Annotated in this window: 14 protein-coding genes and 2 tRNA genes; 6 read left to right on the top strand and 10 right to left on the bottom strand. The window is 63.6% G+C overall.

The genetic code is table 11. The annotated features are described in order from the left end of the window. Positions 1–84: 84 nt before the first annotated feature. The 4 genes from GTP44_RS01935 (at position 85) to GTP44_RS01920 (ending at position 2,097) form a co-directional block, all read left to right on the top strand. A tRNA-Val gene (locus GTP44_RS01935) sits at positions 85–160 on the top strand. Between the two features lie 22 nt (positions 161–182). After that, positions 183–259 (top strand) — tRNA-Asp (locus tag GTP44_RS01930). Between the two features lie 78 nt (positions 260–337). Further along, complete coding sequence (locus GTP44_RS01925; RefSeq protein ID WP_161018073.1) at positions 338–1,501, top strand: hypothetical protein; 1,164 nt, start codon at positions 338–340, stop codon at positions 1,499–1,501. Continuing rightward, the gene (locus GTP44_RS01920; RefSeq protein WP_161018072.1) at positions 1,492–2,097 is read left to right on the top strand and encodes an ABC transporter ATP-binding protein; all 606 of its coding nucleotides are present in this window, start codon (positions 1,492–1,494) and stop codon (positions 2,095–2,097) included. Before GTP44_RS01925 ends, GTP44_RS01920 begins: the two co-directional genes overlap by 10 nt. On the opposite strand, the gene GTP44_RS01915 is transcribed toward GTP44_RS01920, so the two are convergent. Next, the gene (locus GTP44_RS01915) at positions 2,094–3,386 is read right to left on the bottom strand and encodes an aminotransferase class V-fold PLP-dependent enzyme (RefSeq protein ID WP_202423939.1); all 1,293 of its coding nucleotides are present in this window, start codon (positions 3,384–3,386) and stop codon (positions 2,094–2,096) included. The genes GTP44_RS01920 and GTP44_RS01915 overlap by 4 nt on opposite strands. After that, a complete protein-coding gene (locus GTP44_RS01910) occupies positions 3,383–5,770 on the bottom strand; it encodes a TonB-dependent receptor plug domain-containing protein (protein ID WP_161018071.1) in 2,388 nt (795 codons plus the stop codon). Before GTP44_RS01910 ends, GTP44_RS01915 begins: the two co-directional genes overlap by 4 nt. A gap of 150 nt (positions 5,771–5,920) precedes the next feature. On the opposite strand from GTP44_RS01910, the gene GTP44_RS01905 reads away from it, so the two are divergent. Continuing rightward, positions 5,921–6,400, top strand: a complete 480-nt coding sequence (locus tag GTP44_RS01905) for a cyclic nucleotide-binding domain-containing protein (protein WP_160988271.1) — start codon at positions 5,921–5,923, stop codon at positions 6,398–6,400. Next, positions 6,397–7,524, top strand: coding sequence for an AI-2E family transporter (locus GTP44_RS01900; protein WP_161018070.1), 1,128 nt, complete (start codon positions 6,397–6,399; stop codon positions 7,522–7,524). Before GTP44_RS01905 ends, GTP44_RS01900 begins: the two co-directional genes overlap by 4 nt. Positions 7,525–7,602: 78 nt before the next feature. On the opposite strand, the gene ahpF is transcribed toward GTP44_RS01900, so the two are convergent. From ahpF to GTP44_RS01860, 8 genes are all read right to left on the bottom strand, one after another. Next, positions 7,603–9,201, bottom strand: coding sequence for an alkyl hydroperoxide reductase subunit F (gene ahpF, locus GTP44_RS01895; protein ID WP_161018069.1), 1,599 nt, complete (start codon positions 9,199–9,201; stop codon positions 7,603–7,605). A 108-nt stretch (positions 9,202–9,309) separates the two neighbouring features. Next, the gene (ahpC, locus tag GTP44_RS01890) at positions 9,310–9,873 is read right to left on the bottom strand and encodes an alkyl hydroperoxide reductase subunit C (protein ID WP_160988274.1); all 564 of its coding nucleotides are present in this window, start codon (positions 9,871–9,873) and stop codon (positions 9,310–9,312) included. An 86-nt stretch (positions 9,874–9,959) separates the two neighbouring features. Further along, positions 9,960–12,761 carry an EAL domain-containing protein gene (locus tag GTP44_RS01885; protein WP_371867123.1) on the bottom strand — a complete coding sequence of 934 codons (2,802 nt, stop codon included), beginning with the start codon at positions 12,759–12,761 and terminating at the stop codon, positions 9,960–9,962. 121 nt (positions 12,762–12,882) lie between these two features. Further along, positions 12,883–14,334, bottom strand: a complete 1,452-nt coding sequence (locus tag GTP44_RS01880) for an RCC1 domain-containing protein (RefSeq protein WP_161018068.1) — start codon at positions 14,332–14,334, stop codon at positions 12,883–12,885. Between the two features lie 187 nt (positions 14,335–14,521). Further along, on the bottom strand, positions 14,522–16,933 hold the full coding sequence (locus tag GTP44_RS01875; protein WP_161018067.1) for a YgiQ family radical SAM protein: 2,412 nt from the start codon (positions 16,931–16,933) through the stop codon (positions 14,522–14,524). 86 nt (positions 16,934–17,019) lie between these two features. Next, the gene (locus GTP44_RS01870) at positions 17,020–17,295 is read right to left on the bottom strand and encodes a DUF4404 family protein (RefSeq protein WP_160988277.1); all 276 of its coding nucleotides are present in this window, start codon (positions 17,293–17,295) and stop codon (positions 17,020–17,022) included. A gap of 15 nt (positions 17,296–17,310) precedes the next feature. Further along, complete coding sequence (locus GTP44_RS01865; RefSeq protein WP_161018066.1) at positions 17,311–17,514, bottom strand: VF530 family protein; 204 nt, start codon at positions 17,512–17,514, stop codon at positions 17,311–17,313. A 683-nt stretch (positions 17,515–18,197) separates the two neighbouring features. Next, a complete protein-coding gene (locus GTP44_RS01860; protein ID WP_161018065.1) occupies positions 18,198–20,327 on the bottom strand; it encodes a M3 family metallopeptidase in 2,130 nt (709 codons plus the stop codon). Positions 20,328–20,338 lie beyond the last annotated feature (11 nt).

The raw sequence follows: 20,338 nt of genomic DNA, 5'->3' as shown, positions 1-20,338 counted from the left end.
TGCGGAACTGAATCAGGCTCCTATAGAATACGGCCTCGTTCAGCAGTTGTAGCAGTTAAGTGACGCAACGCTGATAAGTTTTCTGGGTGCTTAGCTCAGTTGGTAGAGCGGCGCCCTTACAAGGCGTAGGTCGGGAGTTCGAGCCTCTCAGCACCCACCAGCAAAACTTGTGCAGAACGAATGGAGTGGTAGTTCAGTTGGTTAGAATACCGGCCTGTCACGCCGGGGGTCGCGGGTTCGAGCCCCGTCCACTCCGCCAATATTCAGAAGAAGGCCCGATGTTCGCATCGGGCTTTTTTCATTTCCGCCTCAGTATTCCGATGTATGCTGGTTGGCAATGAACACCTCCTACCTCCGCTTTCGTCTCCGGCTGGCCCGCCATGCGCTGCTACAGTTTGCGGTCAGTCTGCGTAGTTCGCTCGAATATATTCTGCTGGGCTTTGCGCCGGTGATCTTCGGCCTGTTCGCCTGCGTCGCCTTGCCGGGCTTGTTTGCCGCCACGCAGCCGTGGCCGCAAGCGCTGGGATGGTTGGCAGGCCAGGTCTTGCTGGCCAGCGCGCCGGTATGGCTGCTGCGCAAGCGCCTGCTTCCGGCAGCCGTACTGTTGTGGAGCAGGCCCTTGCCTGTGCCGGCCCGCGTGCGCTGGCTGGCCGATGCGGCGGTGGCCGGCATGATCGTCGGTCCTTTGAGCATCGCGTACCTGGTCTCCTGCGCCATCTGGCTGTCTCAGTGGCCGGACTGGCTGAGTCCCGTCGTGCCGCAAGCGCTGTTGCTGACGCTGGCCTCGTTGCTGCTGGCCTGGCTGCTGTCCACGCTGGCGCTGGCCCACCGCGCCCGCCTCCCCAACGCCAGCCCGCCACGCCGGCGCCGGCCAGCGCCAGCCGCCTATACCCCATCGCGCACCGTCGCCTATGTCGATCCGCCGCATCCCGCGCCGCCCGCCAGCGCATCGCGGCCGACAACTGTAGCGGGCACCGGCACGCACCTGCCGTATTTCTGGAAGCAGCTATTCTGGCTGCCCTTCTGGCGTGCTGAAAACGTGGTCGGCATTCAGCAAACCTTGCTGCTGGCCGGCGCCTTCGCCAGCATCGGCGTGTGGCTGTGGCATCCGCCCATCGTCCCGCCCGCGCTGTGGGGCGCCTGCGGCGCGCTGACCACCATGCTGCTGACCGATCGCGGCGACAAAGCCGTGGCCGAACAAATCACGCTACTGCGCCCGGTCACCGCCGGCTGGCCACTGAACGTGGAGCGTCTGTACCGACTGGCCATGCTGTTCACGCTGTTGCCTGCCAGCTGCGTGCTGGCCTGGTTTGCCGCGCTGACGCTGGGCCGCAATGCCAACGGCTATAGCCACACCGTCGCCATCGTCTGGCTGTGCTTCGCCGCGCTCGCGCAAATCGCCGTGGTGGCGCTGCGCCGTCTGAGCACGCGCGGCCGAGTGGGCCTGGTCATCGGCGCCATCATTATCCTGACTGCCATTGGAAGCGAACTATGGAATTAAGCATCGAACAGCTGACCTTTGAATACGCCAGCCATCCGCTGTTCCAGCAATTCGGCCTGACACTAAGCGCCGGCATCACTTGGCTGCGCGGCGAAAACGGCGCCGGCAAGACCACGCTGCTGAAACTGGCCGGCGGCGCACTGACGCCGCACGGCGGCCGGATCTGGCTGGACGACATCGAACTTCAGGCCCAACCGCTGGCCTACCGTCTGCACTGCTATTACTGCGGCGGCGACACGCCGCAACTGCCGTGGCTAACGGTGCAGGAAATTCTCGACATGCACGTCGGCCTCTATGCCGGCACCGATATCGCGCTGCTGAACGCACAGCTGCAAGCCTTCCACCTGCTGCCGACACTGGACCAGCCAATCACCACACTCTCGCTGGGCCAGCACAAGAAGATGCAACTGGCACTGGCCCTGTCACTGCCGGTGCGCCTGCTGCTGATAGACGAACCCTTCAACGGACTCGATGTCGATGCGCTAGCCTACCTGCGCCAGCAGCTCTCCATGCCGGAGCGTTTGGCGCGCCAGACTATCCTGCTGACCAGCCACGTCGACCCGCAACTGCCGCTGACGCAAACCGTGCAGCTTTAAGCCGCAATCTTGCGCAGCGCCGCGCTCAATCGGTCCACCTCCGCCTCCGAGGTGAAGACCGACGGCGTCGCGCGCACGCAAGCGCCAGCCGCCAGGCCGTCACGCTCCACGGTAAAGATGCCGTGCTCGGTCACCAAGCGGCGCGCCAGTGCCACGTTATCCGCCATCGACGTGCGGCCGCGCAAACGGAACGAAGCAATCGCGCTACTCAGGCGCGGATCGTCCGACGCCAGCAACTGAAGTCCCGGCACATCGCGCACCGCATCCAGCCAACGGTGACGCAAACGCGCCAGCCGCGCCTGTTTATACGCGACGCCTACCTGTTCATGCAGGTCGAGTGCCAGCGGCAAGGCCAGATACGCGGCAAAGTTGATGGTGCCGGTATGCACGCGCGTGCGGATCTCGTCGCCCTCCTGCTCGCCCAGATACGGATCGATATCCCGCACCCGGCCGCGACGAATGTAGACCGCGCCCACGCCGATCGGTGCGCCGATCCACTTGTGCAGGTTGATGCCGACAAAATCCGCCCGCAGATCGGGGATGCGCATCTCCAGCTGGCCGAAGCCATGCGCGGTATCGACAATGGTGTCGATGCCACGCTCGCGCGCCATGCGGCTGATCTCCGCCACCGGCAGCACCATGCCGTTGCGGTGGTTGACGTGCGTCAGCAGCATCATCTTCAGCTTCGGATGGCGCGCCATGGCCTGCGCATACGTATCAATCACCGTCTGATAGGTGAACGGCTCCGGCAACGCAATCGACACCACCTCCACACCGCGCCGCTGCGTCAGCCAGTGCATGACGGTCCGCATATTGTCGTAATCGATGTCGGCGCACAGCACCACATCGCCCGGCCGCAGCTGGTTGTAGCCGCTGATCAGGATTTGCAGCGCCTCGGTTGCGCCACGCGTGAACACGATCTCGTCGGGCGACACGCCCAGCGCCTCGGCAGCGCGCCGCCGCACCGCGCCGAACGCCGGCGGAAACTGCGTGCGCCCATAGAAGGCGTTACCACGATTCACCTGCGCCACATGCTGTTGATAGGCCGCCAGCACCGGGCGCGACATCGCGCCCCAGAAAGCGTTGTCCAGCATGGTGACTTCGTTGGTGATGTCGTACTGCGCCGCGACTTTGCGCCAATACGCTTGATCCGCCGCCACCTGCTGCGGCGTGCCGGCCGGGCGCGCCGGCATCGCCGATGCCGGCGACGCCAGCGCAGTGGCTGGCGCCAGCGGCAGCAGCGCGCCGGCTTTCAGCCACGCGCGGCGTTGTTGATCGGCAGTACTCAAAACTTCACCGTGTATTCGAGGTACAGGTTGCGGCCATCGGTATCGTACGGTGCGTTGCGCGAGTAAATCAAGCCACGGCTGGCCTGGAATAGCGCCTCGTCCGGATACTTGTTGAGCACATTGTCGATGCCAAAGCGCAGCGACTGCTTCTCACCCAGCTTGACGCTGGCGGCCAGGTCGAGGAAACGCATCGCGCCGAAACGCTGGAAGATGTCGCCGGTGGCATTGCCGGAGCTATCGGTCCAGGCGCCGTAGTAGCGTAAGCGCGCCAGCACATTCCACACGCCCTGGTCGTAAGCGGCGCTGAACGTTGCCTTCTGGCGCGGCAGCCGTTCTTCAAACACCACCCGCTGGCTCTCGTTGGTGACAATGCTGGACTTGCCGCCATCGATCTTGGTTGCGTTGTGGTTATACGCCGCCGTCAGATTCAGCTTGCCGGCGCCCAGGCGGCTCAGATAATTGCCCACCACGTCGACGCCCTTGGTGGTGGTGTCGAAGTCATTGGTGAAGTAGCTGACCGAGGTGTAGCGCAGCGGGTTAGGCATGCCAGCCGGGACCGCGAACGAGGCCGAGGTGCTGAAACGGTCGCTCAGCCGGATGCGATACGCATCCACCGAACCGGACAGGCCCATGCGACTCTTCCAGGTCAGGCCCAGCGACAGGTTCTTCGACTTTTCCGGCTGCAGCGGCTGGGCGCCGAGCGCCACCGCCAGCGGGTCCTTGTTGGCCAGACGGCCGGTGGTAAACACCAGCAGCGTCTTGGTATCCAGGCCCTGGCTGGTGCTGTTGGTGTTGAGCTGGCCCGGGGTCGGCGCGCGGAAGCCGGTCGAGTACGAACCACGCAGTGCGAAGTCCGGCGTCACCTCGAAGCGGCCAGACAGCTTGCCGTTGACGGTGTTGCCGAATTCGGCGAAGTCCTCATAGCGCACCGCCGCGCCGATCGACACCTGCTTGCTCAGCGGGACTTCAATGTCGGCATAGGCCGCGTAGCTGTCCTGATCCCACTTGCCGGCCTGAATGGCGCTAAAGCCGGGCGCGCCGTTGGCGTTGGCGTCCAGCCCGACCGAAGCGCCCGGCCCCACCGCATACGATGCCGGATCGCCTGCCTTCACAGCATAGCTCTCGTTGCGGTACTCGGCGCCGAAGGCGACGTTGACCGGCTGTGACAGTCCGGCCACTTTCCACTCGTAGGTGAAGTTGGCGTTGACCAGTTTTTCTTCCTGCGTCAGGCGGCCAAGCTTGAACGAGGTCGGGCTGTTCGGCCCCAGCGAAGCGTTGATCGAATTATGCAGGCCATAGTCGATGGCGTTGCGGCCATACGAGGCGCTGACGTCCCAGCCGAACGCATCATTGAACTGGCCGCGCAGGCCGGCCAGCAGTTGCAGATCGTTCTGCTTATTGGTGTACTGCGGACTGAAGCCGAGCGGGAAGATGCTGCGCACGTCCCAGCCGGGGAACACCGTGCTCAGCTTGTAGACCGAGGTGCTGGTGTCCGGGTTACGCCAGTTGAAGTCCGAAGTGCCGTCGCTGTGGGCGAACAAGCCGTAGCTGTAAGCCACCGTGTCGCCGCCCAGATCCCAGTTGGCGTTGAAACCGGCACGCTGGCTTTCCAGCTCCGGCTGGCCCCAGCGCTGCACCGGGTTCGGCACCGTCAGTTGCGGATGCGCGGCCTGGAAGGCGATGGCGTCCGGACGCTGGCGCGTGCGCGAAGTCGGATCCGATTGTGACGCTTCCGCGAACAGCGTCACGCGGGCGTTCTCGCCCAGCATGAAGCCATACCTGGCGCGCAGTTCGTTGGCCTTGCCGTCACCTTCGCTGTACTGGCCATGCTGGGCGCTGATTTCACCGCCCAGGCTGTCGTCGAGAATGATGTTGATGACGCCGGCAATCGCATCCGAGCCATATTGCGCCGAGGCGCCGTCACGCAGCACTTCGATGCGCTTGATGGCGCTGGTCGGGATCTGCGCCAGATCGGGCGCCTGGGCGCCGCGCGCGCCCAGCAGCGCGCTGCGGTGGAAGCGGCGGCCATTGACCAGCACCAGCGTCTGGTCCGGCGACAGGCCGCGCAAGGTGGCCGGGCGGACGAATACCTGGCCGTCCGCCATCGGCAGGCGCTGCACCACGTAGGATGGCACCAGCTGCGCCAGCACATCGTTCAGATCGGACGATTCCACCGCGCCGATTTCCTCGCGGGTGAAGACATCGACTGGCGCCAGCGTGTCGAACTGGGTACGGTTGCTGGCGCGGGTACCGGTGACGATTACCGACGGTTGCGCCTCGGCGCTCACGGCGGCGGTGGCAGTGGTGTTCTGGGCATGGGCACTGCTGATTACCTGGCAGGCGCACAACAGCGTGACCGCGCTGGCAATTTGGCTACGTTTCATTTTCGCTACTCGTGAGTGGTTGTGGAAGAGGCGAGCGGTAGCTTAATGACTGCGTATTTCAAGGGTGTGACTTTGCAAGTGACTTCCCGGCTGGCGATGTGCGACAATCCGTGTTGTCGTATTATTTATATTTTTCAGGAGCGCGGTTGCATGTTCGGCCTGTTCAAGTCACCTGCCCTATCCCCGCGCTTGCTGCGCTTGAAGGACTCGGCGCTGTTTGCGTCGCTGACCCCGCTGGAGTTGAAGATCGTCGACGGTCTGATGCACGAGCGCCGCTATCTGGCCGACGAGATCGTCTTTGACGAGGGCGAGGAAGGCCAGGCCTTGTACCTGGTGATGTCGGGCCGCGTGATCATCAGCCGCGCGCACGATGGCGGGCGCGAGCTGGTGGCCGAGCTGGCGGCCGGCGCCTTCTTTGGCGACCTGGCCCTGCTGGACAACTCACCGCGCAACGCGCAAACGCGGGCGCTGGAGAACTGCGAACTGGCGGTGTTCTTCCGCGACGACTTCATGGGCCTGATGGAAACCGATCCGGTCATCGGCTACAAGATCTCGCTGGCCCTGGCGCGCCACGTCGCGCAACGCCTGCGCGACTGGATGACCGGCAAGCCGCAAGTCGAGGCGCTATGAATCTGCTGCCGGCGCAACAACGCGGCGGGCCGGTGGTGTGGAGCGGCATCATCGCCGCCACCTGCCTGCTGCTGTTCCTGCTGCAGCAGACGCTGTTCCTGACGGTGCCGTTCCTGCTGGGCATCGTGCTGTACTACATCCTGCAACCGCCGATGCAGCGGCTGACGCGCATGGGCTTCAGCCAGAATGCGGCGATCATGCTGGTGGGCGCGGTGTTTGGGTTGCTGCTGTCGCTGGCGATACTGGCGGCGATCCTGTGGAATGCGACACCGACCACCTCATGGCAAGACAAGCTGGGCATCTATCTGGCGGGCGGGCTGGAATTTGTGCGGCACACGCTGGTGTCACTGGAGGCGCAGTTCCCGATCCTGCACCAGGTGCAGCTGGCCGACACCGTCAACCAGCGCATGAGCGAGTTCACCGGCGATTTCATCCAGGCGCACCTGACCGATATTCTGGTGTCGATGGCGGCATGGCTGCCGTCGCTGCTACTGGCGCCGTTCCTGACGTTCTTCTTTTTGCGCGATGGCTTGCGCTTCAAAAAATTTCTGGCGCGCGCCGTGCCGAACGCCTTCTTCGAGCGCACGCTGTGCTTGCTGCATGAGGTGGACCAGACGGCGCATCGCTACTTCCAGGGCTTGATCCGCCTGACCCTCCTCGATACGGCGGTGCTGGCGTTGGGCTTGTGGATGATCGGCGTGTCGTCGCCGCTGGTGCTGGGCTTGATCGCGGCGGTGCTGGCGTGGGTGCCGTATGTGGGCTCGATAGTCGGCTGCATGCTGGTGGTGATGGTGGCCTCGACCGACGCGCCGGTGAATCCGTCGGTGGCTTATCTGGCGATCGGCGTGTTCATCTGCGCACGCCTGCTGGATGACTTCGTCTTCATGCCGTTGACCCTGGGCCGCAGCCTGCACATCCATCCTTTGATTACCGTGCTGATGATTTTCATCGGCGGCTCGGTGGCGGGCGTGGCGGGGCTGATGCTGGTGCTGCCCTTGCTGGGCGTGGTGATGGTGATCGGCGAAACGCTGGGCCGGCTGATCACCGACCCGCGCCTGCGCGCGCGCCACCGCAACGCCATCGCTCTGCGCACGCGCCAGGCCAGCTACGACTTGAGCGCCTAGACCCGCCTCAAACGATTGCCCATTGCCGCAAAAGTAACGGGAGCCGAGGCTCCCGTTATGTTTTGCGTTCGGTTTGGATTACGCGGTCAGCGCGTGCTTTTCAGCCGACTCTTCCACCACTTCCGCGTCATCCGAACGGATCAGGTGATCGAAGGCCGACAGCGCGGCTTTGGCCCCCTCGCCGGTGGCGATGATGATCTGCTTGTACGGCACCGTGGTGACGTCGCCGGCGGCGAACACGCCCGGCAGCGAGGTCTGGCCACGGGCATCGACTTCAATCTCGCCATGACGCGACAAGGCGAGCGTGCCTTTCAGCCACTCGGTGTTCGGCACCAGACCGATCTGCACGAACACCCCTTCCAGTTCCACCTTGTGCGACACGCTGGTGTTGCGGTCCGTGTAGCTCAGGCCGTTGACGATCTTGCCGTCGCCGTGGATCTCGGTGGTCTGCGCCGAGGCGATCACGGTGACATTCGGCAGGCTGCGCAGCTTGCGTTGCAGCACCGCGTCGGCGCGCAGTTCCGCGCCGAACTCGATCAGCGTCACATGCTTGACCAGGCCGGCCAGGTCGATCGCCGCTTCCACGCCCGAGTTGCCGCCACCGATCACCGCCACGCGCTTGCCCTTGAACAGCGGGCCGTCGCAGTGCGGGCAGTAGGCCACGCCGTGGTTGCGGTATTCCTTCTCGCCCGGCACGTTGATCTCGCGCCAGCGGGCGCCGGTCGCCAGGATCACCGACTTGGCTTTCAGCAGCGCGCCGGAGGCTGTGTGGATCTCCACTACTTTGCCCACCTGCGCCAGCTTGCTGGCGCGCTGGGTGTTCATGACGTCGACGTCGTATTCCTTGACGTGCTGCTCCAGCGCCAGCGCAAACTTCGGTCCTTCGGTTTCTTTCACCGAAATGAAGTTCTCGATCGACAGCGTGTCGAGCACCTGGCCGCCGAAACGCTCGGCCAACACACCGGTACGGATGCCTTTGCGGGCCGCGTAGATCGCCGCCGCCGCGCCGGCCGGGCCACCGCCCACCACCAGCACATCGAACACGTCTTTCTTGCTGATCTCGGCCGCCTGGCGCACGCCGGCGTTGGTGTCGAGCTTGGCGAGGATTTCCTCCACCGACGTGCGGCCCTGGCCGAAGTGCTGGCCGTTCAGGAACATCATCGGCACGGCCAGGATCTGGCGCTCTTCGACTTCCTTGACGAACAGGCCGCCGTCGATGGTGGTGACCTTGATGCGCGGGTTAATCACCGACATGGCGTTGAGCGCCTGCACCACGTCCGGGCAGTTATGGCAGGTCAGCGACATGAAGGTTTCGAATTCGTAATCGCCATCCAGGTTGCGGATTTGCTCAATCACGGCTTCGTCAAACTTGATGGTGTGGCCGCCCACTTGCAGCAGCGCCAGCACCAGCGAGGTGAATTCGTGGCCCATCGGAATGGCGGCGAAACGCACGCCGATCCCGGAACCGGCACGGTTGATGCTGAACGACGGGGTCCGCACGCCCGCCTCGGTGCGCTCGACCAGCGAGATCTTGTCGCTCAACTCGGCGATTTCGAGGAGCAGTTCTTTCATCTCGCGGGCTTTGGCGCTGTCATCGAGAGAGGCGACCAGCTCCAGTGGGTGGACCACTTTTTCCAGGTAGGCTTTCAACTGGGTTTTGAGGGTTGCGTCCAACATGATGGTGTTTCCTTTACAAATATTTAGGCGGATGCCGGGCCGGACGCCCGGTCCGGCATCGCGGTAACTACTTGTTTGCTGCTTGCGCGTTCAAACCTGGATCAAGCTTTAGATCTTGCCAACCAGGTCCAGCGATGGGGTCAGGGTCGCGGCGCCTTCGGTCCATTTGGCTGGGCATACCTGGCCTGGGTGCTCGGCGACGTATTTAGCTGCTTTCACTTTGCGCAGCAGTTCCGAAGCGTCGCGGCCGATGCCGTTGTCATGCACTTCCATCACTTTGATGAAGCCTTCTGGATTGATGACGAAGGTGCCGCGCAGTGCCAGGCCTTCTTCTTCGATCATCACTTCGAAATTGCGCGACAGTTTGCCGGTTGGGTCGCCGATCAGCGGGTAGTTCACTTTCTTGATCGCGTCCGAGGTGTCGTGCCATGCTTTGTGCGCGAAGTGGGTGTCGGTCGACACGCCGTAGACGTCCACGCCCAGTTTGGCGAATTCAGGTTGGAAATCGGCCAGATCTTCCAGTTCGGTTGGGCACACGAAGGTGAAGTCGGCTGGGTAGAACATCAGAACGGACCACTTGCCTTTCAACGACTCGTCACTGACGTCGATGAATTTGCCGTCGACGTAGGCGGTGGCGTTGAATGGCTTGACTTGAGTATTGATCAGGGACATTGTGGTTTCCTCGTTGGGTTGTGAATCATTGAGACGCCAGTTTAAGGGTTTTTACCCTATTTGCAAAATTGATTGTTCCAATAGTTTCAATTGACTTTGACTATCGACTCAGCAAACGGCATAGCATTATCGCGCAGCAGCGCGTCGAACGCTGCCGCCGGCATCGGCTTGGCGAACAGATAACCCTGGCCATAGTCGCAGCCGGCCGCCGCCAGCAGGTCGCGCTGTTCCGGCGTTTCCACGCCTTCGGCGATGACGTGCAGGTCGAGCTTGTGGGCCATGACGATGATGGCCTCGGACAAGGCCATGTCGCTGGACTCCGGCGCCAGGTTGCAGGTGAAGGAGCGGTCGATCTTCAGGTAGTCGATGTCGAATTTCTTCAGGTAGGACAGCGAGGAATAACCGGTGCCGAAGTCGTCCAGCGCGACCTGGATGCCGGCGTCGCGCAGCTGCAGCAGGCGGGTGCTGACGGCGCTGCTGGCGTCCAGCAGCAAGCCCTCGGTGATCTCCACCACCAGCGCCTGGCCGGGCAGCGCCAGCGCCTCCAGATGCCGCAGCCAGCCCTGGTAGGCGCCGCCCTCGCGCTGGAACTCCAGCGGCGACTGGTTCAGGCTGACCTGGAAATCCGGATGGCATTCCTGCCGCCAAAGCCGGGCCCAGCGCACCGACTCGTGGAACACCCAGTCGCCGATATCGATGATCAGCCCGCTCGCCTCGGCCAGCGGAATGAACTCCAGCGGGCTGACCACGCCGCGCTGCGGATGGTTCCAGCGGATCAGCGCCTCGGCCTTGTGGATGGCGCCGCTGGCCAGGTGGACGATGGGCTGGAAATACAGCTCGAACTGCCGGGCCTTGAGCGCGCCGCGCAGGTCGTTGGTCAGGCGCATGCGGTTCAGCGCCGCCACCTGCAGCGTCGGCGTGAAATAGCTGTAGCGGTTGCGGCCGGCGCCCTTGGCGGCGTACATCGCCTGGTCGGCGTGCTTGAGCAGGTCGTCGATGTCCAGCGCGTCGTCCGGGTACAGCGTGATGCCGATGCTGGCCGAGACGAAGGCCTGCTCGTGATCCAGCGAGAACGGCTGCAGCAGGCGCTGCAGAATGGCCTGGGCGATGCGCTCCACATGGTCCGGGGTCTCCAGCGCGGTGAGGATGACGGTGAACTCGTCGCCGCCCAGCCGCGCCACCGTGTCCGACTTGCGCACGCAGGCGCCGATGCGGCGCGCCGCCTCGACCAGCAACACGTCGCCCTGCTGGTGGCCGAGCGTGTCGTTGACTTCCTTGAAGTGGTCGAGGTCGATGAACAGCACGGCCAGGCGCGTGCGATCACGCTGGCTCTTGAGCATGTCGTGCGCCAGCCGGTCGAGGAACATGCGGCGGTTCGGCAGCTGGGTCAGCGTGTCGAAATTGGCCTGGCGCCAGATCAGCTGTTCGCTGTGTTTCTTGTCGGTGACATCCTCGATCATGCACAAATGCAGCGCCGGACCGCCGGCCACCGCCTCGATGGCGTTGACCGAGACCTCGACCCACGCCAGGCTGCCATCCGGCCGGAACAGCCGGCTAACCGACTTGAAACTGCTGATCCGCCGCGTCGTCAGCAAGGCCATCTGCGCCTTGACCTGCACGATATCGTCCGGATGGCCGACCGCCAGCCAGCGCAGCGCCCGCAGCTCGTGCTGCGAGCGCCCGAGGATTTCCTGGTAGCGCGCGTTGATGTCGCGGTATTCATAGGTGACCGAATCGATCAGCGCGATACCCAGCGGCGAGGCCTCGAACATGGTGCGGAAGCGCTGCTCGCCGGTGCGGATGGTGTCCAGCGCCCGCTTGCGCTCGCGCGCCAGCCGGCTGAAGTGGATCGCCAGCCCCAGCACCAGCAACAGCGCCGCGCCGACCAGCGCGCGGTTCAGCCACGGCAGGCCGGGGCCGCCGCGATCGCGCTGGTACAGGAAGCCGTCGAAGCGGGCGTTCTTCGGCATCAGGCCCTGGCTGGCATACACGTCGGCGATGTGGCGCCAGCGCTCCGGATTCATGTAACCGACCTCCACCAGCACCGGCTGCACCAGCGGCACCATCTGCCGCGCCTCGTACAGCAGGTGCTGGCGGTCGGCGCGGCGCGAATACTTGCTGAGGATGAGATCGGCCATCTCCTCCTGATGGCTCATCGCCCATTGCCAGCCGCGCATGCTGGCGGCGCGGAAGGCCCGCACCCGCGCCGGATGGTTGGCGATTTCCTGCTCGCTGGTGAACAGGTTGTCGCCGTAAAAGTCGATGCCGACCGCGCGCGGGCTGTAGATATCGTAGGGAAAGCCCAGCCGGTCGAAGGTGTCCGGCTCGTTGGTGGTGTAGACCGCCATCGCCGCCACCTTGTCGTTGATCAGGTCTTCCGGCTTGAAGCTGTGTTCGACGCGCTGGAAGCTGCTGGCCGGCACCCCTTCCTTGCTCAGGTAGGCCAGCAGCTCATCGGCGTTGCCGAGATCGTCGGTCAGCGAGCCGATCATGGCGCGCCGGCCGATCAGGCGGCGGATGTCGGGATCGCCGCCGGTCTGGCGCATCGCCAGCGCATACGGCGAATGCTGGAAGATCACGCCCAGCACCACCACCGGCTTGCCGGCCATGCGCGTCAGCAGCAGGCTGCTGCTGCCGGTGCCGTACTCGGCCTTGCCGGCGATGACCTCGCGCTCCGGCTCGTTGCCGTTCGCGCCCTCGACGATGCGCACCGCCAGCCCGGCGTCCTGGTAGTAGCCCAGCTCCTGCGCCGCGTAGTAGCCGGCAAACTGGAACTGGTGCGCGTGGCGGAGCTGCAGCGTGACCGTGTCCAGCGCCATGGCCGGCGCCGCCAGCAGGCAGGCGACGACAAGACAGCAGCGGGCAACGACGCGGAGAACAAAAAACACGGCGATTCCAGAATGATAAGCACGGTGCTTAGTGTAGCGTAAGCGCCCGCCTTCCCCCAGCGCCAAAAAACAACGGACGGCCAGGCTGGCGCCTGCCGTCCGTGCGGGGTGTCGCTAGCGTTTAGTAAGGAATATTCTGCGGCACCGACGAGGTGGTATTGCCGCCGTTGCCCAGCTGGCCTTCGGTGTTGCGGCCCCAGGTCCACAGCGAACTGTCGGCGCGCTGCGCCGCGCTGTGATAAGCGCCGGCCGCGACCGACTTCCACACCGTCAGGTTACCGACCTGGACCGGCAAATTGGTATCGTTGGTGCCGTTACCCAGTTGCCCCTCGGTGTTGGCGCCCCACACCCACAGCGTGCCGTTGTTGCGCACGCCGATGCTGTGCGACACACCGCCCGCCACGCGGGCCCAATCGGCGGCGGTGCCGATCTGCACCGGCGCGGTCTGCGTGATGTTGGTGGCGTTGCCGACCTGACCGGCGTCGTTCTTGCCCCAGCCCCACAGCGTGCCATCATTGCGGATCGCCAGCGAGTGGCCGCTGCCGGCCGCCACATACGACCACAGCGCCGTGCCGACCTGCGCCGGCGTCGTCCCGGTGCCGCTGATGCCCAGCTGGCCGTTGCTGTTGTCGCCCCAGGCCCACAGCGTCTGGTCGCTCTTGATGGCCAGTGTATGGGCATCACCAGCGGCCACGGTCAGCCAGTTGTCGGTGGCCAAGCCAACCATACGTGGTTTGAAGCCGTCGGTGGCCGAGCCGGTGATGCCCAACTGGCCATTGGCGTTGCTGCCCCAGACCCACAAGGAATTAACCGATGTGGTGCCGGTGGTGGTGGACTGCAGGGCCACCACGTGCGCCTTGCCGGCCGCGACATAGCTCCAGTTCTTGGCGGTGCCAACCTGCACCGGCACCAAGCGGTCGATCTGGGTGCCGTCGCCCAACTGGCCGAACAGGTTATAACCCCAGGCCCACAGCGTGCCGTCGGTGCGGATCGCCACCGCGAAGCGGTCGCCCACCGCCACCTGCTTCCACAGCGTGCTGTTGCCGGATACCAGGGTCGGCGCATTGCGGTCGGTGCTGGTGCCGTCGCCGAGCTGGCCGCGGATATTCGAGCCCCAGCTATACAGCTTGCCGTCCGCCTTCAGGCCGATGGTCTGGTTGCCGCCGGCGGCAAACTGGGTCCACGGCGTCACCACGGTGAGGTTGATCGAGCCGGCGATATTGTCGGCGGTCGAGGTTGCGGTAATGGTTTCCGTGCCGGCGCCCTTGGCCGAGACGATGCCGGTGCTGGCCACCTGCGCCACGGTGGCCGTACCCGACTTGGTGGTCCAGGTCAGGCCGGTCATGGCCTTGGTGCTGCCATCCGAATAGGTGCCGGTGGCCGTCAGCTGCAGCGTGGTGTTGATGATGAGGGTGGTCGATTGCGACGCCGGCGCCGTCACGGCGATGCTTTTCAGCGTGGGCGTGGCGGTCGAGCCGCCGCTGCTGCTATTGCCACCGCCGCCACCGCCGCAGGCGGCCAACACGGCCAACAACGGCACCAGCAACAGGGAAGAGAATTTAAAGTTTTTCATGATCGTCCAGTTCACAGAATAAGGCCTGCGGAGCAAGCAGTGTAGCCCGCGATGGCGGCTACACATCATGCGAGCAGGGCTGGATTATCCATCTTATTAAGCCGATACGGCAATTTAACAACATTTCCCATGGGAACCAACGAAAAAAAAGCACCCGGATGGGTGCTTTCTGGCTTTTTAGCAAAGATTACTTCCTGCGCGGCGCGCTGCCGCCCGCCACGCGGCCGGGGTTGCCACCCTTGGCCGGCGCCGGCGCCGCCTTCTTGACCTTGATGGTGTCCAGGATCGACGGCTTGGCCTTGGTCTCGACCGTCTGGCGCGCGGTCATCGAACCGGTCAGCGCGTTCGGCCGGCCGCGATGGCCGGCCAGCGGCGCCGCCTTGCCGCCGCGCTTGTCCGAGCCGGGCGCCATCATCGGCATCGCGCGCTTGCCCTGCGACGCCTTGAAGTTTTCCTCGCCCACCACGTAAGGCGGAATCAGGTGACGCTCGCCGGTGCCGATCAGGTCGGCGCGCCCCATGCGGCGCAGCGCGTCGCGCAGGATCGGCCAGTTCTTCGGATCGTAGTAGCGCAGGAACGCCTTCTGCGCCTGACGCTGCTTCAGGCTGCGCGGCGTGAACACTTCCTCCGAATCCTCGGTCACCTTGTGCAGCGGATTGCGGCGCGAGTGGTACATGGCGCTGGCCATGGCCATCGGCGTCGGCATGAAGGTCTGCACCTGGTCGAGGCGGAAGTTGTTCTTCTTCAGCCACAGCGCCAGGTTCAGCATGTCCTCGTCGGTCGCGCCCGGATGGGCGGCGATGAAGTACGGAATCAGGTACTGCTTCTTGCCGGCCTCCAGCGAATACTTCTCGAACAGCGCCTTGAACTCGTCGTAGGCGCCGATGCCCGGCTTCATCATCTTGCTCAGCACCGCCGATTCGGTGTGCTCCGGCGCGATCTTCAGCAGGCCGCCGACGTGGTGGGTCACCAGTTCCTTGACGTACTCGGGCGAACGCACCGCCAGGTCGTAGCGCAGGCCGGACTGGATCAGGATCTTCTTGATGCCCGGGATTTCACGCGCGCGGCGATACAGCTTGATCAGCGGATTGTGGTTGGTGCCGAGGTTGACGCAGATCGACGGATACACGCACGACAGGCGGCGGCAGGTGGTCTCGATTTCCTTGTCCTTGCACGACAGCCGGTACATATTCGCGGTCGGGCCGCCAAGGTCGGAAATGATGCCGGTGAAGCCCTTGGTCTTGTCGCGGATGTGCTCGATCTCGCGCAGGATCGACGGCTCCGAACGGCTCTGGATGATGCGGCCCTCGTGCTCGGTGATCGAGCAGAAGGTGCAGCCGCCGAAGCAGCCGCGCATGATGTTGACCGAGAAGCGGATCATTTCCCACGCCGGAATGTTGGCGTCGCCGTAGCTCGGGTGCGGGCCGCGGGCATAGTTCATGTCGTAGACATTGTCCATCTCGTCCATCTGCAGCGGCAGCGGCGGCGGGTTCATCCACACGTCGCGGTCGCCGTGGCCCTGCACCAGCGCGCGCGCGTTGCCTGGGTTCGATTCCAGGTGGAACACGCGCGAGGCGTGCGCGTACATGATCGGGTCGTTGGCCACGGTTTCGTAGGAAGGCAGACGCACCACGGTCTTGTGGTGTTTCTCCAGCTCCATCGCGCGGCGTTCTTCGCGGCTCATGATGCGGATCGGCTTGTACTCGGACGGCGCCGGCGCCGGTGGCGCGGCTTCGATCGCAGCCTTGGTCGGCTCGACCATGGCGGGATTGGCTTCCTCGGCCGGCTTGGCGTTCGGATCGCTGTTGGTGGCGCAGGTCGGCGAATTCGGCTCGACCATCAGATACGGGTCGATGTGCTTGTCGATCTTGCCCGGCGTGTCGACGCGCGTGCTGTTGTGCACGCCCCACTCCTCGCCCGGCATCCAGCCGGACGGCACCAGGAAAGCGGTGCCGCGCAGGTCGCGGATGGTCTTGATGTTTTCGCCGTCGGCCATGCGGCGCGTCAGGTCGACCAGCGCGCGCTCGGCGTTGCCGAAGATCAGCATGTCGGCCTTGGACTCGAACAGCACCGAGCGACGCACCTTGTCCGACCAGTAATCGTAGTGGGCGATGCGGCGCAGCGACGCCTCGATCGAACCGATCACCACCGGGATACCCGGATAGGCTTCGCGGCAGCGCTGCGCGTAGACGGTGACGGCGCGGTCGGGACGCTTGTTCGGCTCGCCGTTCGGCGTGTAGGCGTCGTCCGAGCGCGGCTTGCGGTCGGCCGTGTAGCGGTTGACCATCGAGTCCATATTGCCGGCGGTCACGCCGTAATATAGGCGCGGCTTGCCGAGCGCGCGGAAGGCGTCGGCCGACTGCCAGTCCGGCTGGGCAATGATGCCGACGCGGTAGCCTTGCGCCTCCAGCAGACGGCCGACCAGCGCCATGCCGAAGCTGGGGTGGTCGATATAGGCGTCGCCGGTCACCAGGATGACGTCGCACTCGTCCCAGCCGAGCACATCCATCTCTTGACGGGACATCGGCAGGAAAGGCGCAACGGGAGCGCGGGCAGACCGCTTCGGGACGGCCGCAAATAAATTGGTTGGGGGGTTCATGGGGCGGTATTGTACCGGAATTGCCCCCGCTACGCTCATGGGTGTTTGAAAAATTTCTTATACTTTTCAAACACTTAGAAACAATGTCAAATTCCCATGTTTGACAGGATGGTGCCCAGCTCGCGCAGCCCCGACTCCAGCTTCGGATGCTTAACCGCGAACTTGGCCGACAGCTCCTGGCTGCGCTCGGCCAGGCCGTAGGTGGTGGTCTCGCCCGGCGCGGGATCGCGGCCACGCTCGATCAGCGCGGCGATATCGCCGTTCAGCTGCTGCAGCAGCTCCAGCAACTCCTCATCGACCGGACCGGCATCGGCCAGGTGGACATGCAGGTTCTTGAGCGAGGTTTTCAGATTGCTGTCCATAAGTTTCTCCCCATCTTAAAATTTGGTGGCCAGGTACAAGGCTTCGACCTGTGCCCTGGCCCACGGCGTCTTGCGCAGAAACTTCAGGCTGGACTTGATGCTGGGATCGCTGCGGAAGCAGTTGATATCGATCCGCTGGGCCAGTTGCTCCCAGCCATAATAGTCTTGCAGACGGGCCACAATCGCTTCCAGCGTCACGCCGTGCAGTTGGTTGTTCATAGCGTACTCAAATCAAATCGGCGGGCCGGTTGGCGCCGCATGGGCCATTCTACACACATCACGCCGGAAACCAGTGTGATGGTTCACGCAAGCTTGCGACTTGAGCAAGATCAGTACCGCACGGCAGGCCGGGCATTACATTAGCCTCTTTCATTCCTGGGAGAAAGCAATGCTCTCTTCTTGCCGACGTACTGCCACGCCCCCATCCTTGCGCTTTTGCCCCCCTTTTCAGCGGAGCGCGCAAGCTGGGAGTAACAGCAATACATATCACCTCATGCTGGAGGCCATCACTGGGCGCCATTCCTCACCATGCTGGCTGGGGATTGGATATCAACTTTCTCGCCAATATCGAACAGAACGTGAGTGTCAATCGAGGTGGCGTAAAAAAATCCATGATTAAGAAACCAGTCGGCGCCAACCAGCCCAAGCTGATGCAAGACATAAGAAAGGAGCTCATCGCAAATCAGCTAGTTCAACAAATATTGGATCCATGGTACATGGACATCCATGGACATCAATACGCATGACAAAACGCCGTCAGTGGAGAATAAGCAAAAAGGCCCTATCGAGAAGCTACGTGCTAATCATCTGCCTATATCCGATGCCCGTCCGCCCCCAATATCAGCCCGAATATCCCAACCGGGATTACAAGGACGATATTGAAGGCTGTATCTAGCGGCCGATTACTTCTCGGTCAAACCACGGCGCTCCAGCAGCGGCTCGATTTTGGCGTCGCGGCCGCGGAAGTTGCGGTACATTTCCATCGCGTCCATGGTGCCGCCCTTCGACAGCAGCATCTTGCGGAAGTAGTCGCCGTTCTTGCGCGTCATGCCGCCGTTTTCGTGGAACCATTCAACCGCGTCGGCGTCCAGCTTCTCGGCCCACAGGTAGCCGTAGTAACCGGCCGAGTAGCCGCCGGCGAAGGTGTGCGAGAAGTAGGTGGTGCGGTAGCGCGGCGGCACCGGCGCGTAGTCAACGCCGGCTTCCTTCAGCGCGGCCGCTTCAAAACCCAATACGTCGGTCGGGATCTGCGATACGCTCAACTGGTGCCATTTCTGGTCCAGGATCGACGCCGCCAGATACTCGGTGGTGCGGAAGCCTTCGTTGAATTTCTTCGACGCGACCACTTTGTCCAGCAGCTCTTTCGGAATCGGCGCGCCGGTCTGATAGTGCTTGGCGTAGTTGGCCAGCACCGCCGGATCGACCGACCACATTTCATTCACCTGTGACGGGAACTCGACGTAGTCGCGCGGCACGCGGGTGCCGGCGAAGCGCGGGTACTTCACGTTGGAGAACATGCCGTGCAGCGCGTGGCCGAATTCGTGGAACAGCGTGCGCAGTTCGTCGAAGGTCAGCAGCGTTGGTTCGCCGTCGGCCGGCTTCGGAATGTTGAGGTGATTCGCCACCACCGGATGGGTGCCCATCAGCGACGATTGCGACACGTAGGCGTTCATCCAGGCGCCGCCGCGCTTGTTGGAGCGGGCGTAGAAGTCGGCGATGAAGATGGCCAGCTGCTTGCCGTCGGCGTCAAACACGTCGAACACGCGCACGTCCGGGTTGTACACCGGCAGGTCCTTGCGTTCCTTGAACGACAGGCCGTAGACCTCGTGGGCGGCGAAGAAGACGCCGTTGGTCAGCACGCTGTTCAGCTCAAAGTACGGACGCAGTTCGTTCTGGTCGAAGTTGAAGCGCTCGGCCTTGACCTTGTCGCTGTAGAAGGCCCAGTCGTGCGCGGCCAGCTGGAAGCCGCCGTTGGACTTGTCGATCGCCTGCTGGATCTCGGCGCCTTCTTTCCTGGCGTTGTTGACGGCAGGCTTGGCCAGTTCGCTCAGCAGATTGTTGACGGCGGTGGTGTCGTGCGCGGTCTGGTCTTCCAGCGAGTACGCGGCGAAGTTCGGGTAGCCCATCAACGCGGCTTTTTCAGCGCGCAGCTTGACGATGGCCAGCACCACTTGTGTGTTATCGAACTTGCCGCCATGGCTGCCGCGCGCCAACGACAGCGCCATCAGCTTTTCGCGCACGGCGCGGTTGGTCAGTACCGACAGGCTGGCCTGGCCGGTGGTGTTAACCACCGGGATCAGGAATTTTCCTGGCTGGTCCTTGGCCGCAGCGGCCTTGGCGGCGGCGTCGATCGCCTTGTCCGACATGCCGGACAGTTCTTCGCGGGTGTCGACCACCAGCGCCGAGGCGTTGGCTTCTTCCAGAACGTTCTGCGCGAAGGTGGTTTGCAGTTTGGCCAGTTCGCCGTTCATCGCTTTCAGCTTGGCCTTGTCGGCGTCCGACAGTTGGGCGCCGGCGCGCACAAAGTCGGTGTTGTAACGCTCCAGCAGGTACTTGGATTCGGCGTCCAGGTGCAGCTTGTCGCGCTTGTCGTACAGCGCTTTGATGCGCGCATACAGTTTGCCGTTCAGGCGGATGGCGTCGCTGTGCGCGGCCAGTTTCGGCGACAGGTCGCGTTCCAGCGCCTTGAAGGTATCGTTGGTGTTGGCACCCGACAGGTTGCCGAACACGCTCGATACGCGCGACAGCAGCTGGCCCGATTTTTCCATCGCGACGATGGTGTTGTCGAAGGTCGGCGCGGCCTTGTTGTTGGCGATGGCTTCGATTTCGGCCTTCTGCTGACGCATGCCTTCTGCAAACGCCGGTGCGTAGTCTTGGTTCTTGATCTTGTCGAAGGCCGGGTAGTTGAACGGCAGGGTGCTGGCCTTGGCGAACGGGTTCGATGCCGGCAGCAGCGATGCGGGTTGCGCCGCGTGCGCGACGCTGAAGACCGCCGCGATGCTGGCGGCGATGATGATATTGGAGTGGTTCATGCAATTATCCT

Source organism: Duganella lactea (assembly GCF_009857505.1).
Classification (GTDB): Bacteria; Pseudomonadota; Gammaproteobacteria; order Burkholderiales; family Burkholderiaceae_D; genus Rugamonas; species Rugamonas lactea.
This window is presented reverse-complemented; position numbering and strand designations above follow the sequence as displayed.

What these genes read in the sequence shown, in the direction of transcription:
- GTP44_RS01905 (WP_160988271.1), top strand. Translation starts at nt 5,921, where the DNA reads ATGTTCGGCCTGTTCAAGTCACCTGCCCTATCCCCGCGCTTGCTGCGC.
- GTP44_RS01920 (WP_161018072.1), top strand. Translation starts at nt 1,492, where the DNA reads ATGGAATTAAGCATCGAACAGCTGACCTTTGAATACGCCAGCCATCCG.
- GTP44_RS01870 (WP_160988277.1), bottom strand. Translation starts at nt 17,295, where the DNA reads ATGGACAGCAATCTGAAAACCTCGCTCAAGAACCTGCATGTCCACCTG.
- ahpC (WP_160988274.1), bottom strand. Translation starts at nt 9,873, where the DNA reads ATGTCCCTGATCAATACTCAAGTCAAGCCATTCAACGCCACCGCCTAC.
- GTP44_RS01880 (WP_161018068.1), bottom strand. Translation starts at nt 14,334, where the DNA reads ATGAAAAACTTTAAATTCTCTTCCCTGTTGCTGGTGCCGTTGTTGGCC.
- GTP44_RS01875 (WP_161018067.1), bottom strand. Translation starts at nt 16,933, where the DNA reads ATGAACCCCCCAACCAATTTATTTGCGGCCGTCCCGAAGCGGTCTGCC.
- GTP44_RS01860 (WP_161018065.1), bottom strand. Translation starts at nt 20,327, where the DNA reads ATGAACCACTCCAATATCATCATCGCCGCCAGCATCGCGGCGGTCTTC.
- GTP44_RS01900 (WP_161018070.1), top strand. Translation starts at nt 6,397, where the DNA reads ATGAATCTGCTGCCGGCGCAACAACGCGGCGGGCCGGTGGTGTGGAGC.
- GTP44_RS01865 (WP_161018066.1), bottom strand. Translation starts at nt 17,514, where the DNA reads ATGAACAACCAACTGCACGGCGTGACGCTGGAAGCGATTGTGGCCCGT.
- ahpF (WP_161018069.1), bottom strand. Translation starts at nt 9,201, where the DNA reads ATGTTGGACGCAACCCTCAAAACCCAGTTGAAAGCCTACCTGGAAAAA.
- GTP44_RS01925 (WP_161018073.1), top strand. Translation starts at nt 338, where the DNA reads ATGAACACCTCCTACCTCCGCTTTCGTCTCCGGCTGGCCCGCCATGCG.
- GTP44_RS01910 (WP_161018071.1), bottom strand. Translation starts at nt 5,770, where the DNA reads ATGAAACGTAGCCAAATTGCCAGCGCGGTCACGCTGTTGTGCGCCTGC.